Raw genomic sequence first — 14,962 nt, 5'->3', positions numbered from 1 at the left:
TGTGCGTGTCTCCGACACGCTCTCCGGAGGCCGCCCCGTGCGTATCGCGTTCACGTCTGCCCTGGTGGCGGGCCTACTGGCCGCGCCGCTCACCGCCGTACCCACCGCTGTCGCCGCTGATCCACCCGGCGTGACCCGCTCCTACGAGGTCGAGCCGGTCGGAGCAGTGCCCTCCGGCTGTACGACGCCCGCCGGTAAGGGAGCCGCGGTCGTCAGCGCAGAACGCGGCGTGAACGCGAGTGAGCGCTCTCTCGTGGTCAACGACGTGTCGGCCTCGTCGCACACGGTAGTCACCTGCCCGTTGGATCCGGCGCCGAGCACCTCGCTGTCGTTCGCGACGTACCCGGCCAGCGTGCCCAACGGCTTCCTGATCAGCCTCCTCGGCCGCTGGCAGGGTGGCGCCTCCGGCGTGATCTACCACCTGAACGTCCAGTCCAACGGCGCGATGCAGTGGTACGACGGCACCCGCTGGTCACCATTGGCGCCGGCCGGAACCGTGCAGCTCGCGACCTGGAACACCTTCCGGATCGACGGGGGAGCGCTCTCTGCCCAGATCTTCGTCAACGACTCCTTGGCCGGTACGGCGAATCGCGCCGGGACCGGGGGAGTCCTCGACCTGACCGGCTACCAGTTCGCCAGCAACGGCACGGTCCCGCAGGGCGACAAGGTGTTCTTCGATGACGTCCGCACCACGGCCGGTCGCGGATTCGAGTCCGAACCGGTCGACGCCGTACCGACCGGCTGCAGCACACCCGCCGGGAAAGCCGCGGCCGTGGTCAGCGCGCTGCGGGGGAACACCGGAGAGCGCTCTCTGCGGATCAACGACCGGGCCACCGACCGGCAGACCGTGATCTCGTGCCCGGTGGTTCCGCAGCGCGGGATCGACCTGCGGCTCGCGGTCTACCCGGTCGCACTCGCGCAGGGGTTCCAGATCTCGCTGCAGGGTCATATGGAAGGGTTCACCGACCAGCGACTCGTCTTCCACATCGCGGTCGGCGCCGACGGCAGCCTGCGCTGGTACGACGGTTCGTACTGGACGACCGTGAGCCCGGCCGGCGCCGTACGGATCGGGGCATGGAATCAGATCGCTGTGAAGGTTGCCGCCGACCAGGAAGAAGCGCAGGTGTCGGTGAACGGCGTTCGGCAGTCGGCCGGCGGACCGATCGGAATGCGACGCGTCACCGACCTCACCACGTTCGAAGTATCCAGCAACGGGACCGTGCCGACCGGCGACGAGCTCTTCGTCGACGACATTTCCGCGCTGCCGGCTCCCGACGTAGCGGCGCCCGGGCCGGTCACGGTCGGCCCTGCCGTCACCGTTGACTCGGTGACCAACGACCTGCTGCAGATGCCGCACTCGGCGGTCAACACCGGCTCCGAGGCGCTCGTGACGTACGGCGCCCACCCGGACGTGACCGCCAGCAACGGCACCCGCATCGCCACGTCAGCCGACCAGGGCAGCACCTGGCGCCCCGAGCCAAGCCGGAACCCGATGCCGAACGAACAGTCGTACGCGCTGTCCAAGCTGCGCAACGGCGACCTGCTCGCGGTCATGTACCACACGTTCATGCGCACCGGGAACCGCAGCGCCGATGTGGAAACCAAGCTCTCGCACGACGGCGGTCGCACCTGGGGCCCGGTTCGCATCGGCGCGATGACGACACCGGTGAACATGAAGCCGATCAGCTCCACCAGCAGCCGGCCCGGCCGCACGATGGGCGGTTTCGTCCTCGTCCACAGCGTCGTCGAAGACCCCGACGGCACCCTCTACCAATCCGGCTACGGCTACTACGACGGCGACGCCCGCTACCGCCAGCTCCTGCTCCGCTCCACCGACGGCGGCCTCAACTGGACGACCCAATCCACCATCGCCTACAGCGCCACCATCAACGGCGAAGGCTTCTGCGAAGCCGGCCTCGCCCGCACCTCCGACGGCGCCCTGATCGCCATCATGCGCACCGGCTCCTACCTGGTCATGTACCAGTCCCGCTCCACCGACAACGGCAAGACCTGGTCAACCCCCACCCCCATGGCCGCCACCAACGGCGTCCCCATGACCGGCGTCTACCCCAGCCTCGTCCTCCTCCCCGACAACCGCCTCCTCCTGTACTACGGCCGCCCCGGCCAGTCCCTGGCCATCTCCACCGACGGCACCGGCACCACCTGGTCCCCACCCACCTACATCGACTACCGCAACTCAGCCAACGGTTCCCTCATCCAAACCGGCCCCACCACAGTCCTGACCTTCGGCGACCGAGGCGCCAACTGGAACCTCAACAAACCCCCCACCTCCACCATCTGGTCCCGAACCATCACCCTCCCACCCCGGTAAAAAGCACCCCCCGGAATGGGGTAAGGTTCTTCCTGCTCGCTTCTTCGGAACGAGCATCGGGCTGTAGCGCAGTTTGGTAGCGCACCTGGCTGGGGGCCAGGGGGCCGCAGGTTCAAATCCTGTCAGCCCGACGGAAATGAGGGGCACCGATTCTTTCGGTGCCCCTCATTGGTCTTATCCCCATGAAGACTCTGGGGGATCGACGAAACTGGACCGACGACGACCTGCGCTCGGCCATGAAGAACAACCACTCCTGGCGCGCCGTTGCACGTGCGCTGGGCCTGAAGGACACGTCAGCAGGCGCGATCAGGACCCTGAAGCGGCGCGCCGATCGACTCGGGCTGGACTCGGCCCATTTCACCGGACAACGGCCGTGGTCCGATCGGCAGTTGCGGGAAGCGGTGCCTGCAGCAACCTGTTGGGCCGACGTGCTCAAGGCGCTCGACGTCACTGACGACGGTGCGAATCGGGTGCGCATCAAGGGACACACAGTCCGATTGGGTCTGGACTTCACGCACTTCACAGAGCAACGAGAGCCAGCCGCCGACGCGGACCTGTTCAAGAAGCCAGCTCGGTTGGAAGCCCTGCGGTATGCAGCGTCGTCGATGGCCATGGCGTGGTTCACGCTGCACGGCTGCGCAGTCGCGTTGCCGGTAGAGCCCCAGGAGTACGACTTGCTGGTCACCACGGCGAGAGGCATCCAGCGAGTGCAAGTGAAGACGTGCGCCGCGCGCAACGGCAAAGGCTACTGGGATGTCGGCATCGGTCGTCGGCCTTACACGCTCGACAAGACCGCGAGCAAGATGCCCTACGACCCCGACGCGATCGACATGTTCTTCATCCTGCTCGGAGACGGCAGCATCTACGTCATCCCCAGTCTGGTCCTCGCCGGGCGAAAGTCGATCTCGGCCGAGAGCTACGCGCCCTACCGGGTGGGGGATGCGTCGAGCTTGTTGCGGTGAGGGGCGCCGACCCGGCGCCCCTCACGAGGGATCAGTGGACGTCGACTAGTTCCTTGGGCTCGGGCTTCTTCTCTTCGGCGCGGAGGGATTCGCCTTCGATGTCTACGTTCGGGGTGATGCGGTCGAGCCACTTCGGGAACCACCAGGCGGCGCGACCGAGGAGGCTGAGGACGGCCGGGACGAGTGTCATGCGGACGACGAAGGCGTCGATCAGTACGCCGATGGTGAGGCCGAAGCCGATGGCTTTGACGATGGGGTCGTGGACGAGGATGAAGCCGGCGAAGACCGAGGCCATGATGAGGGCGGCGGCGGTGACGACGCGGGCGCCGTGGCCTAGACCTTCGACGGTGGCTGGGGTGGCGGGTTTGCCGTGCACGAACTCTTCGCGGACGCGGGAGACGATGAAGACCTCGTAGTCCATCGCGAGGCCGAACAGGATGCCCATCATGATGATCGGCAGGAAGCTCACCATCGGGCCCGGGTTGTCGATGCCGAACAGGCTGGCGAGGTGGCCCTGCTGGAAGACCGCGACGGTGATGCCGAAGGTCGCGCCGATCGTCAACACGAACCCGAGGGTCGCCTTGAGCGGGACCAGGATCGAGCGGAAGGCGAGCAGCAGGAGCAGGAACGACAGACCGACGATCAGTAGGAGATAGATCGGCAGCGCATCGGCGAGCTTCTGCGAGACGTCGACTCCGACGGCCGTGTTACCGGTCACCGAGATCGTCGCGCCGTTCTTGGCGAGCGGCTCGACCGTGGCGCGGACGTTCTTCACGAGGTCGCTGGTCGCCTCGGAGGCAGGGCCGCTCTTCGGGATGATCTGCAGCAGTTGCGTCTTCCCGTCCGGGCTGGCCGCCGCGGGCTGTGCCGCGATCACATCCGGCAGACTCGGGACCTTCGCCAGCACCTGCTGCACCAGCGCACCGGACTGCTGCGGGTCGTTGCTCTTCACAACAACGATCAGCGGACCGTTCGCGCCCGGGCCGAAGGCCTCAGCGGTGAGGTCGTACGCGACCCGCTGGTGGCTGCCGGCCGCGGCCGACGCCCCGTCGGGCAGCGCGAGTCGCATGTCCTTGGCCGGGATCGCGAGCAGACCCAGCCCGATGATGCCCAGAGCAACGATCGGCACGCGGAAGCGCGTCACGAACCGCCCCCACCGGAAGCCGAAGCCCTCAGTCGGCGCGACCGCGGCCGGTGCCTTGCGGAGCTTGCGCGGAAGCACCCGGTTGCCGACGAAGCCGAGCATGGCCGGCAGCAGCGTGAGGGCGACCAGTACGGCGGTCAGCACAGTCGCGGCGGCCGCGATTCCCATCGCGGTCAGGAACGGTACGCCGACGACCGACAACCCGGCCAGTGCGATCACCACGGTCGCCCCGGCGAACAGTACGGCGGAACCGGCGGTCGCGGTCGCCCGCGCCACGGACTCCTCGGCGTCCATCCCTTCGGCGAGCTGACTGCGGTGTCGCGAGCTGATGAACAACGCGTAGTCGATCCCCACCGCGAGTCCTAGCATCAGCGCCAGGATCGGTCCGGTCGACGACACATCGGTGAACGCGGTCACGATGAACAGACCGGCCATCCCAGCCAGTACGCCGAGAAGTGCGGTCAGCAACGTCATTCCGGCCGCGACCAGCGAACCGAAGGTGATGACCAGCACGAGCGCGGCGACGACGACCCCGATGACCTCGGTCGCGCCGATTTCCGGCACGCTGCCGACGACCTGGCCGCCCGGCACGACCTGCAGCTCACTCGTGCTGAGTGCGGACAGACCGTCGTACCCCTCGGTGCTTGCCTTCGACAACTCGTCGGCCGGCTTGGCGAATTGCACGCTGATCAGGCCGGTTCGTCCGTCGGGGCTGATGGCCTTGCTGGTGAACGGGTCGATCGCGGCGATCACCTCGGGCACCTGCGCGGCCTTGGCGACGGTCGCGTCGACCGCTGCCTTCACCGCCGGGTCGGCGAGCGTCTTGCCGTCCGGTGCCTTGACCACGACAGTCGCCGACGCGCCACTCGCGGCAGGCAGGTCGGTCTTGAGGGCGTCGAGCGCGCGCTGCGACTCGGTGCCGGGGATCGAGAATGTGTTCGTCGTCGTACCGCCGAGGGCCAGCGCACCGACCCCGAGCGCAACGATGAACACCGCCCAGATCGAGGCGACCAGGCGCCTGCGCTGGTAGGAGAACCGGCCGAGCCGGTAGAGGAGGTTGGCCATCGGAAAGGCATCCGTTCTGACGTGCGGGCAGAAGCCGGCCGCCCCTCATGACGGCAGGCCGGTGAAACAAAACCTTGGTCGGATCAGCTGGGTCTGAGCAGCCGGCGCAATCCGATATCGCAGAGCCGGCGCATCTCCTCGTCGGACCGCTCACCGGGATGCCGGCACTCGCCGAGCAAGCCGTTGATCGCGAACCCGGCCAGGTCCAGCTCCAGCGGCTCATCGGAGCCGGCCAGGAACTCCTTCATCCGGATGCCGTCGGCAACGAGTTGCGCGACCTCCGGCATCTCCTCGATCACCGGGATCAGTTCCTGCAGTACGTCGATGACTCCGCGGTACTGAACAGCCATGTCGGTGAACCGGCCGATCGTGTACTCCTGCGCCTCGTCCCGCTCCATCTGAGCGGCGGCAGCAACGAGCTCCGCCAAATCAGCCCCCGCAGGCTCCAGCACAGCCGCAAGCACCGCCGGCTTCCCGTTGAAGTGGTAGAGCACGGTCGCCTTCGAACACCCGGCGGCCGTAGCGATGTCCTGCAGCGACACCGCGCTGTACCCCCGCCCCTGGAACAGCCGCATCGCCTGCCGCACGATCTCGTGCCGGGTGCGCTCACGGGCCGGAGTGGTCATACCCATAGCTTGCCTGACCGATCGGCCAGTTTTCAACCGATCGGTCAGGATTGTGCGCGGCGTCATACTTCAGGCATGCCGCAGATCACCGTTGAGTACTCAGAGTCCCTCGCCGGCGCGTTCGACCGCCGTGGCTTCGCCCTCGCCTTTCACCCGGCCGCAGCGGACCTGATCGGCAGCTCGGTCCCCGGCTTCAAGACCCGCTTCGTGAAGCTGGACGACGCCGTGATCGGCGCCGGCGATGGCGCCGAGGCGATGGTTCACGTCGGCATCGCCCTTCTGCCCGGTCGCGACGCAGCACTCAAGGACCGCCTCGGCGAACTCACCCTCGCCACCGTCGCCGACCACCTCAAGCCCACGCCCGACCTCAACACCCAACTCACCGTCGAGATCCGCGACCTGGCGACGTACCACAAACTGGCCCGCTAGCCTGGCGGGCACCAGGCGCTGCCGCGCTGACCGCCGCGTTTTCCGCAGAAACCGACCTGGCGGGGCGCGAGCCGGCCGTCGATGTGCTGGACCGAGACGAGCTTGTCGACCGGGACGTGCTGGTCGACGCGACCGCCGAAGTCGATCTTCCCGCTCTCACCGTCCAGGGCGGACTTGCCGTGGATCGCGCTCAAGCCGTGCCAGACGGCGGCTGGGGTGAGTGGGAGTCCGGGGGCCGAGTCCTGGAGCTGGCCGATGGCTTTCAGGAACAGGTTGACGGCGTCGAAGGCTAGCGCGGCGTGGCCGTCGAGTGAAGAGTTCTTGACCTTCTCGCACTCCTCGGGGAACAGCTCCCGCAGCGTGCTGTAGAGATCGCTCGCGCTGTCGCAGGACGCCGTACCGGGGGTGAAGTCGAGGAACTCGAACGGTACCCGGGGGAACGTCGTTCGCTGCTGCGGGTCGGCAGCGAAGCGGGCGACGTCGTCGCCGCCGAGGATGCGCGGTGGCGTCGAACCGCAGACGTCGTTCGCTCCCTCCAGCACCTTCGCGAAGTCCTCCGAGCGCCCGGCGAAGAACATCAGACCGGGATATCCACAGGCCGCCTCGCCGACGCTGCGCGCCCCGACTCCGGTCAGCCCGGCCGGCGCTGGCGACGGTACGAACGGCACGTCCTGTACGGCGAACCCGGCCGCCTTGAAGGAGGTGTCGGCGTCCGCGCGGAGGTTCTTGCTGTACTCGTCGGTCGGGTCGGAGGAGTAGACCACGCGCACCGAGCGCTGGATCAAACGCTGCTTCGCGAGATGTTCGGCGTACGCCACAGCTATGGCGGCCTCACGGCGGTTCTGCGGTCCCACCTGGTAGTACAGCGGTGACTGATCAGCCAGTACGTCGGCCGACAGCGTGGTGGCGACCATCGGGAGTCCGATCCGGGTGATCGCATGGATCGTGGTGATCGTCGCCTGCCGGCTCTGATCCAGCCCGGTGACACCGACGATCGTCGGGTCGTCGCGCATCAGCTCTGCGACCAGGTCGACGACCGTCGGACCGAACCGCATCCCGGAACCCGCACTGGCCGGCAGGATGCGCAGTACCGGATCGGTCTCGCCGTTCTTGTCCAGCTGCCGCCGCTGCGCGCTCGCCACACCCTGCAGCGCTTCCCGCGCGTACTGGCGGCCGCCGCCACCGAGCAATGCGGAGATGTGGACCAGCGTGACCACCGGGCGCCGCGGTGAGTCATGGTGAATCTGTTCGGCCTCGGCGTTCAGCTTGGCGATCGTGGCGAGCGTTCGCCGCACGTCCTCATCCGGGATGCCGAACGCGTAGCCGTGCGGCGCGATCCCCACGCACTCGCCGGTCACCTCTCGCCGCAGGGTGTGCGCGTCCGGATCGGACCTGCTGAGATCGCAGTGCGCGCGCTTCCAGTCGCTACTGCTGTCCAGAGCGACCAGTCCGCCACAGCCGGCCAGCACTGCGACCAGGGCGAAGGCACCGACCGTGACGCCGCGCCTGCTCCAGCGGGGTGCGTCCGGGACTTCGAATCGCTGCGCTGCCTCGACCTGCTGCACGAGTGCGTTGAAACCCGTGCTGCCGACCGTGAGTGGGTTCCGGATCTGCAGCGGCAGGTACCAGTCGTCAGCTCGGCGCCGCCGCCCCGCCTTCTCGAACTGCACCCACCAGAACTTGTACGCCCGCTCCGGATCCGGCTGCGCCACCGGTCCGCGGTACCGGGTGGCCGGCGTACTCGCGACGAGCAGCAGGGGATCGAACAGCCCGGTCTCGTTGCGGACGTCGATCAGCGACCGGATGAACGCGTTCCCGCAGTTGTCCTCGGTCACACCCTTCAGAAACGCGACACAGTACGTCGTACGCCGCCACGCTCGCCGTCGCCAGAACCGACGGCGGTAGGCGGAGCGCAGGTCGGCCAGGAAGGCGTTGATCATCAGCTTGCTGATCTGGTCGGGGTTCTCGCGTTCCTTGCGCGGCTGCGCGAGCCGGAGCGCGAATCCGGCGAACGTGCCTGGGTCGCCCGGTGCCATGTAGGGCTGGCGCAGCAGCCAGCGGTACTCCGGCCCCAGCAGGCGCCACGCCCGGAACCAGGCGGCCGGGAAGACGTAGAACGCCAGCACCTTCGCCCACCACGGGATCTTCGCGTTGGCCAGCACCTCACTGCCCGGACTGCGCAGCGCCTCCCACAACCGGCCGCGCAGCACCTCCCGGTCGCGCAGCCGCTGCATTAGGCGCCGCTCGTGTGGGTCGTCCAGCCCCTGCCGGGTGTGGGACGACTCGAGCAGCCAGTTGACCAGACCGAACCGGCGGAACTCCACCCTGGTGTCGGGTGGGTTCCTGGGGGAGGAGAACTCCTGCGCGAGCTCGACCAGCATCCGCCGGTACGTCTCGGCCCGCGCCCAGCCGATCCCGTCCGTCATCAGGTCCCGTCGCTGCGACCGCACCTTGTCGCTGACGCGCGACACCACGACTGTCTCGTGCGGAACCCGCAGCGGCCGGGCGTGGGTGAGGAAGCGCCCGAGGTCGTCCGCGAGCGCCTCCTGATCGTCGCCGACCAGGACAACGACCGGCAGCCCGTCCCGGTCCTTGACCTCCGCCGGCGCTTCCCCCTTACCCGGCCGCGCGACCAGCTTGCCGAGCAACTCGAACAGTTCGTCGCACTTCTCGAACACAGCTGTAGGCATGGTCTCCCCACTGACGCCTCTTTACAGCCCTGGCCGAAAAGAATGCGTCACGCTGCGCGATCAGTCCAGCACTTGGCAGCTACCAGCCACGCGCCCGCCACTCCGGCAGGCTCGGGCGCTCGGTGCCGAGGGTGGTGTCGGCGCCGTGGCCGGGGTACACCCAGGTCTCGTCGGGGAGGGTGCCGAAGAGTTTGGTGTCGACGTCGTTGATCAGGGACTCGAAACGCTGCGGGTCCTTCTCGGTGTTACCGACACCGCCGGGGAAGAGGCAGTCGCCGGTGAAGACGTGCGGGGCGCCGTCCGGGTCGTCGTACACGAGGGCGATGGAGCCGGGGGTGTGGCCGACCAGGTGGATGACGCGCAGGCGGCAGTCGCCGACGGAGATCTGGTCGCCCTCGTCGGCGAGCTGGTCGGTCGGTACGTCGATGCCTTCGGCGTCGAAGCGGCCGGCCACAGTCGTGGCACCGGTGCGGGCGACGACCTCGGCCAGCGCTTGCCAGTGGTCGCCGTGGCGGTGGGTGGTGACGATCCGGGCCAGGCCGCCGTCGCCGATCAGGGTGAGCAGGGTGCTGGCGTCGTTCGCGGCGTCGATCAGGACCTGCTCGTCGGTCTGCCGGCAGCGCAGCAGGTAGGCGTTGTTGTTCATCGGGCCGACCGCGACCTTGGTGATCATCAGCTTGGCCAGCTCGTGGGTCTGGGCGGGGCCGCCGACCTCGACGTTCCCGTGGTACTCCGGCATGCGCCATCTCCCTGGATTCTCATCGGTGATGACTCGATCCTCGCACCTGCGCCGATTTGCACGGAAGGGTGGTTTCGATCGAATATACTTTCGAAACGGCTGCTCCGCTCGGCGGCCGGAAGTTTTTGTCGGTGGGCCTCGTTAGCATCACGGGGCATACCCGGACAACCCACGAGAACGTCTGAGAGTGAGCTTGTGTCTGACCGTCTGATCGTGCGCGGAGCACGTGAGCACAACCTGAAGGACGTCTCGGTCGAGCTGCCCCGGGACGCGATGATCGTGTTCACCGGGCTGTCCGGCTCGGGGAAGTCGAGCCTTGCCTTCGACACCATCTTCGCCGAGGGCCAGCGGCGGTACGTCGAGTCGCTGTCGGCGTATGCACGCCAGTTCCTCGGCCAGATGGACAAACCCGACGTGGACTTCATCGAGGGGCTGTCACCGGCCGTCTCGATCGACCAGAAGTCGACCTCGCGCAACCCGCGCTCGACGGTCGGCACGATCACCGAGGTCTACGACTACCTGCGACTGCTGTTCGCCCGCGCCGGGCGCCCGCACTGCCCCGAGTGCGGCGAGGCGATCGCGCGGCAGACCCCGCAGCAGATCGTCGACCGCGTCCTGGAGCTGGAGGAGGGCATCCGCTTCCAGGTGCTCGCCCCGGTCGTCCGCGGCCGCAAGGGGGAGTACGTCGATCTCTTCCGCCAGCTCAGCGGTCAGGGGTTCGCGCGGGCCCGGGTGGACGGCGAGATCATCCAGCTCACTGAGCCGCCGAAGCTCGACAAGCAGAAGAAGCACACCATCGAGGTGGTCGTCGACCGGCTCGCGGTGAAGAGTTCGGCCAAGCAGCGGCTGACCGACTCGGTCGAGACCGCGCTGAACCTGGCCAGTGGCCTGCTCCTGCTCGACTTCGTCGACCTGCCGGAGAAGGACCCGGGCCGCGAGCGCCGGTTCTCCGAGAAGCTCGCCTGCCCGAACGATCACCCCCTCGCCATCGACGAGCTCGAACCGCGGTCGTTCTCGTTCAACTCGCCGTACGGCGCCTGCCCGGTCTGCACCGGTCTCGGCACCCGGATGGAGGTGGACCCGGAGCTGCTGGTCCCCGACCCGGAGAAGTCGCTCGACGAGGGCGCCATCCAGCCCTGGTCCGGGGCGAACGTCTCGCAGTACTTCGAGCGGCTGCTCGCGGCGCTGGCCAAGGACCTGAAGATCAAGACCACCACGCCGTTCGCCGAGCTGCCGGCCAAGGCGAAGAAGTCGCTGCTCACCGGGCACGACAAGCAGGTGCACGTCTCCTACCAGAATCGCTACGGCCGCGAGCGCTCCTACTACACGACCTTCGAAGGTGTGATCCCGTATGTCGAGCGCCGGCACGCCGAGGCGTCCAGCGACACCGGCCGGGAGCGCTTCGAGGAGTACATGCGCGAGGTGCCGTGCCTGGCCTGCAACGGCGCCCGGCTGAAGCCGATCTCGCTCGCGGTCACCCTCGGCGGGAAGAACATCGCCGAGATCAGCGCGATGTCGATCGACGAGGTGCACGACTTCCTGCGCGGGATGGAGCTGTCACCGCGCGAGAAGCAGATCGCCGAGCGGGTGGTGAAGGAGATCGGCGAGCGGCTGCGGTTCCTGCTCGACGTCGGTCTGGACTACCTGGCGCTGAGCCGGCCGGCCGGCTCGCTGTCCGGTGGTGAGGCGCAGCGGATCCGGCTCGCGACCCAGATCGGGTCCGGTCTGGTCGGCGTGCTGTACGTGCTGGACGAGCCGTCGATCGGTCTGCACCAGCGCGACAACCGGCGGCTGATCGACACCCTGGTCCGGCTCAAGGACCTCGGCAACACGCTGATCGTGGTCGAGCACGACGAGGACACCATCGACCACGCCGACTGGGTGGTCGACATCGGCCCGGGCGCGGGGGAGCACGGCGGCCAGGTCGTCGTCTCCGGCACAGTCGAGGACCTGCGCAACCACCCGGACTCCATCACCGGCGCCTACGTCTCCGGCCGCAAGGAGATCCCGATCCCGGCGATCCGCCGGCCGCTCACCGAAGGCCGCGAGCTGACGGTGTACGGCGCTCGTCAGAACAACCTCCAGGACATCGACGTGACCATCCCGCTCGGGGTGTTCGTCGCGGTCACCGGGGTGTCGGGCTCGGGCAAGTCGACGCTGGTCAACGACATCCTCTACACGTCACTCGCGCGGCAGATCTACGGCGCCCGCGCGGTCCCCGGCCGGCACACCAAGATCTCCGGCATGGACCAGGTCGACAAGGTCATCCACGTCGACCAGTCACCGATCGGGCGGACCCCGCGGTCGAACCCGGCGACGTACACAGGGGTTTGGGACCACGTCCGCAAGCTGTTCGCGGAGACGCCCGAGGCGAAGGTCCGCGGATACCTGCAGGGCCGGTTCTCGTTCAACGTCAAGGGCGGCCGCTGCGAGGCGTGCTCCGGTGACGGCACGCTGAAGATCGAGATGAACTTCCTGCCGGATGTCTACGTCCCGTGCGAGGTCTGCCACGGCGCGCGGTACAACCGCGAGACGCTCGAGGTGCACTACAAGGGCAAGACGGTGGCCGACGTACTGGACATGCCGATCGAGGAGGCCGCGGAGTTCTTCGCCGCGATCCCGGCGATCTCGCGGCACCTGACCACCCTGGTCGAGGTCGGCCTCGGGTATGTCCGGCTCGGGCAGCCGGCCCCGACGCTGTCCGGTGGTGAGGCGCAGCGCGTCAAGCTGGCCTCCGAACTGCAGCGACGCTCGACCGGCCGCACGGTCTACGTGCTGGACGAGCCGACCACCGGTTTGCACTTCGAGGACATCCGCAAGTTGCTCGGGGTTCTCGGCGGGCTTGTCGACAAGGGCAACTCGGTGCTGGTCATCGAGCACAACCTCGACGTGATCAAGACCGCCGACTGGATCATCGACCTCGGCCCCGACGGCGGTCGTCGCGGTGGCACGCTCGTGGGGGAGGGGACACCGGAGGAGATCGCGGCGAACCCTGCGTCGTACACCGGTGAGTTCCTCCGCGAGATCCTGGCCGGCCGCGCCGCGAAGCCGAGCGCCAAGGTCCTCGCCGCCGAAGCCAAGTCGCTCCCCGCCAAGAAGACCGCCACCAAGAAGGCTCCGGCCAAGGCCGCCGCCAGCAAGACTGCCGGTGCTAAGACCGCCGGCGCCAAGACCGCCGCGACCAAGGCTGCGCCGGCCAAGAAGGCGGCTGCGACCAAGACGGCTGCGACCAGGACAACTGCCGCCAAGACCGCTGCGACCAAGGTCACCGCAAGTAAAGCGGTGGCCAAGAAGGCACCGGCGCGGAAGCGCGCGGCCGGCTGAGGCCTGCTGGGGTGGAAAGCGGTCGCCCGACAGGCGGCCGCTGCCCGAAACCGGGTGCCGGAGCGGGCGGCCAAGAACTTGTTGTGGGCAACCAGTTTCGGGAGTGCCGTCCGGGCGAAGGTTTGCGTCGGGATGGAAAGGTGCAGCTGAGCGCCTGGCGGTGCCGAGGTGACCCGTAGGTCGGACTAAGGTTGCGCTCGCGGAGCAACCAGAACTTCGGAGGAGACATCGTGGGACAGCGCTGGAATATGGGCCAGGACACCCTGAGCCAGTTGGCGAAGAAGACCGGGACCGGGACCCAGGACCTTGGTGGCCTGGTGAAGCAGCTGGTCGCTGCCGCGCAGCCGCTGGAGGGCAAGATGAGCGGCGCCGGTAAGCAGATGTTCGACGGGTTCAAGGCGCAGGTCGACGGTATCGCGGGCGACCTGAACGCCGGCCTCGCGGCGATCAACCAAGGCCAGTCCGGGATGGACGCCGCGTTCCGCGGTGGTGACAGCGAGATGGCCGACCAGGCGAAGAAGGCCCAGGGTTCGGCCGACTTCAATGCCGCCAAGTTCGGTAAGCGCTGAGAGAGGAACTGACATGGCAAACCGCAACGCCTACGACACCGCCGCCTCCGGTGAGGTGCAGTCGACGATCAACAACCTCGCTGGTCAGATCTCCGCGCTGATCGCCACCCACAAGCAGAACGTGACGGCCGCACTGTCCGACGCGTCCGCCAGTGGCGTGACCGAGAACTACCGTGGCGTCGAGGACCGCTTCAACAAGGCGGCCGACCAGACGCTCGCGATCATCAAGACGCTCAAGGACACGATGGCGCAGAACGACGCGACCGCCGCCGCGACCCTGAAGAAGGCGTCGTCCGCGGTCGACGGCATCGGCGGCTGACCGTACGCACAGCTTCCCCCGGCTCTGGGCACCTCGGCACGAGGTGTCCAGGCCTGTTGTCGCCCGGGCCAGGTCCCGGCAGACCTGAGGAGTGACTGAGTGGACTGGGATATCAATGTCGAGGCCGTGAGCAAGGTCCTCCAAGACACCAGCACCGCGGCGACGCCGTTCGATCAGCTGGCCAAGGACTACGGCACCAAGCTGCAGACCGTCGCGGACGGCCTGAACTACAGCACCTTCACGGTCGTCGCGGGTGCGCTCGGCGAGTACGCCACGCACTGGTCGCCGACCCTCGAGGCCGCGGCGAAGCAGATCGGTGCGTCCTTGACCGGCGCCCAGAACGCTGTGAAGGCGTACATGGAGGGCCAGAACGAGATGGCTCTCAACGCGCAGCGCGCAGCCGGACGCGGCGAGATGCCGCAGGTGCCCGGCGTGAACAGAGGGGCGAACAGAGCCGTATGAGCGAACAAGAATCCGCGCTGGCGCCGGACGACGTCGCGCAGGCCGGGCGGGTGCGGCTGGCCGAGTGGCTGACCGCCGAGGCGGGGAACCCCGAGCTCGCGACGGCCGTCGAAGACCTGGCGGCCTGGCCCGCGTACCAGGCCGAGGAGTTCCTGGTGTTCGTACCGCCCGGTTTCGCCAACCGGATCTACCTGCTCGCCGAGCACGGCATCACATCGTTCGCGCCGAGTGAGCAGACGCTGGACCAGGCGATGACGGCGGCCCGGCCGCAGTCCTGACGCTGCCCCGCACGACCGCCGTA

12 protein-coding genes and 1 tRNA gene are annotated in these 14,962 nt (G+C 68.1%); 9 read left to right on the top strand and 4 right to left on the bottom strand.

All coding sequences use genetic code 11. From position 1 onward, the window contains the following. Positions 1-37 precede the first annotated feature (37 nt). The 3 genes from ACFTSF_RS10550 to ACFTSF_RS10540 all read left to right on the top strand — a co-directional run bounded on the left by ACFTSF_RS10550 (position 38) and on the right by ACFTSF_RS10540 (position 3,294). Positions 38-2,332 carry a sialidase family protein gene (locus tag ACFTSF_RS10550; protein WP_380153581.1) on the top strand — a complete coding sequence of 765 codons (2,295 nt, stop codon included), beginning with the start codon at positions 38-40 and terminating at the stop codon, positions 2,330-2,332. A gap of 57 nt (positions 2,333-2,389) precedes the next feature. Further along, positions 2,390-2,463: transfer RNA gene (locus ACFTSF_RS10545), tRNA-Pro, on the top strand. A 51-nt stretch (positions 2,464-2,514) separates the two neighbouring features. Further along, on the top strand, positions 2,515-3,294 hold the full coding sequence (locus ACFTSF_RS10540) for a group I intron-associated PD-(D/E)XK endonuclease (protein ID WP_380153580.1): 780 nt from the start codon (positions 2,515-2,517) through the stop codon (positions 3,292-3,294). A gap of 31 nt (positions 3,295-3,325) precedes the next feature. Here the strand turns inward: ACFTSF_RS10540 and ACFTSF_RS10535 are convergent, their stop codons facing one another. Both ACFTSF_RS10535 and ACFTSF_RS10530 read right to left on the bottom strand, forming a co-directional pair. Then, positions 3,326-5,503, bottom strand: a complete 2,178-nt coding sequence (locus ACFTSF_RS10535) for an MMPL family transporter (RefSeq protein WP_380153579.1) — start codon at positions 5,501-5,503, stop codon at positions 3,326-3,328. 83 nt (positions 5,504-5,586) lie between these two features. Then, positions 5,587-6,129, bottom strand: coding sequence for a helix-turn-helix domain-containing protein (locus tag ACFTSF_RS10530; protein ID WP_344164083.1), 543 nt, complete (start codon positions 6,127-6,129; stop codon positions 5,587-5,589). 75 nt (positions 6,130-6,204) lie between these two features. Here ACFTSF_RS10530 and ACFTSF_RS10525 point away from each other — a divergent pair, with 75 nt between their 5' ends. Then, positions 6,205-6,558, top strand: a complete 354-nt coding sequence (locus ACFTSF_RS10525) for a 5-carboxymethyl-2-hydroxymuconate Delta-isomerase (protein ID WP_380153578.1) — start codon at positions 6,205-6,207, stop codon at positions 6,556-6,558. On the opposite strand, the gene ACFTSF_RS10520 is transcribed toward ACFTSF_RS10525, so the two are convergent. Beyond that, positions 6,555-9,248 (bottom strand): hypothetical protein, encoded by a 2,694-nt coding sequence (locus tag ACFTSF_RS10520; RefSeq protein WP_380153577.1) that lies wholly within the window; start codon positions 9,246-9,248, stop codon positions 6,555-6,557. The two genes, ACFTSF_RS10525 and ACFTSF_RS10520, sit on opposite strands and share 4 nt — an antisense overlap. Positions 9,249-9,327: 79 nt before the next feature. Next, positions 9,328-9,987 (bottom strand): MBL fold metallo-hydrolase, encoded by a 660-nt coding sequence (locus ACFTSF_RS10515; RefSeq protein ID WP_380153576.1) that lies wholly within the window; start codon positions 9,985-9,987, stop codon positions 9,328-9,330. 195 nt (positions 9,988-10,182) lie between these two features. On the opposite strand from ACFTSF_RS10515, the gene uvrA reads away from it, so the two are divergent. From uvrA to ACFTSF_RS10490, 5 genes are all read left to right on the top strand, one after another. Next, complete coding sequence (gene uvrA / locus ACFTSF_RS10510) at positions 10,183-13,311, top strand: excinuclease ABC subunit UvrA (RefSeq protein ID WP_380153575.1); 3,129 nt, start codon at positions 10,183-10,185, stop codon at positions 13,309-13,311. A gap of 230 nt (positions 13,312-13,541) precedes the next feature. Continuing rightward, positions 13,542-13,880 carry a hypothetical protein gene (locus tag ACFTSF_RS10505; RefSeq protein WP_380153574.1) on the top strand — a complete coding sequence of 113 codons (339 nt, stop codon included), beginning with the start codon at positions 13,542-13,544 and terminating at the stop codon, positions 13,878-13,880. Between the two features lie 13 nt (positions 13,881-13,893). Further along, positions 13,894-14,199, top strand: coding sequence for a hypothetical protein (locus tag ACFTSF_RS10500; RefSeq protein WP_380153573.1), 306 nt, complete (start codon positions 13,894-13,896; stop codon positions 14,197-14,199). 99 nt (positions 14,200-14,298) lie between these two features. Beyond that, on the top strand, positions 14,299-14,661 hold the full coding sequence (locus tag ACFTSF_RS10495) for a DUF6507 family protein (protein WP_344164065.1): 363 nt from the start codon (positions 14,299-14,301) through the stop codon (positions 14,659-14,661). Further along, positions 14,658-14,939, top strand: coding sequence for a hypothetical protein (locus tag ACFTSF_RS10490; RefSeq protein WP_344164062.1), 282 nt, complete (start codon positions 14,658-14,660; stop codon positions 14,937-14,939). The genes ACFTSF_RS10495 and ACFTSF_RS10490 overlap by 4 nt, the downstream gene beginning before the upstream one ends. Positions 14,940-14,962 lie beyond the last annotated feature (23 nt).

The organism is Kribbella sp. NPDC056951 (assembly GCF_042674205.1).
Lineage (GTDB): Bacteria > Actinomycetota > Actinomycetes > Propionibacteriales > Kribbellaceae > Kribbella > Kribbella yunnanensis.
This window is presented reverse-complemented; position numbering and strand designations above follow the sequence as displayed.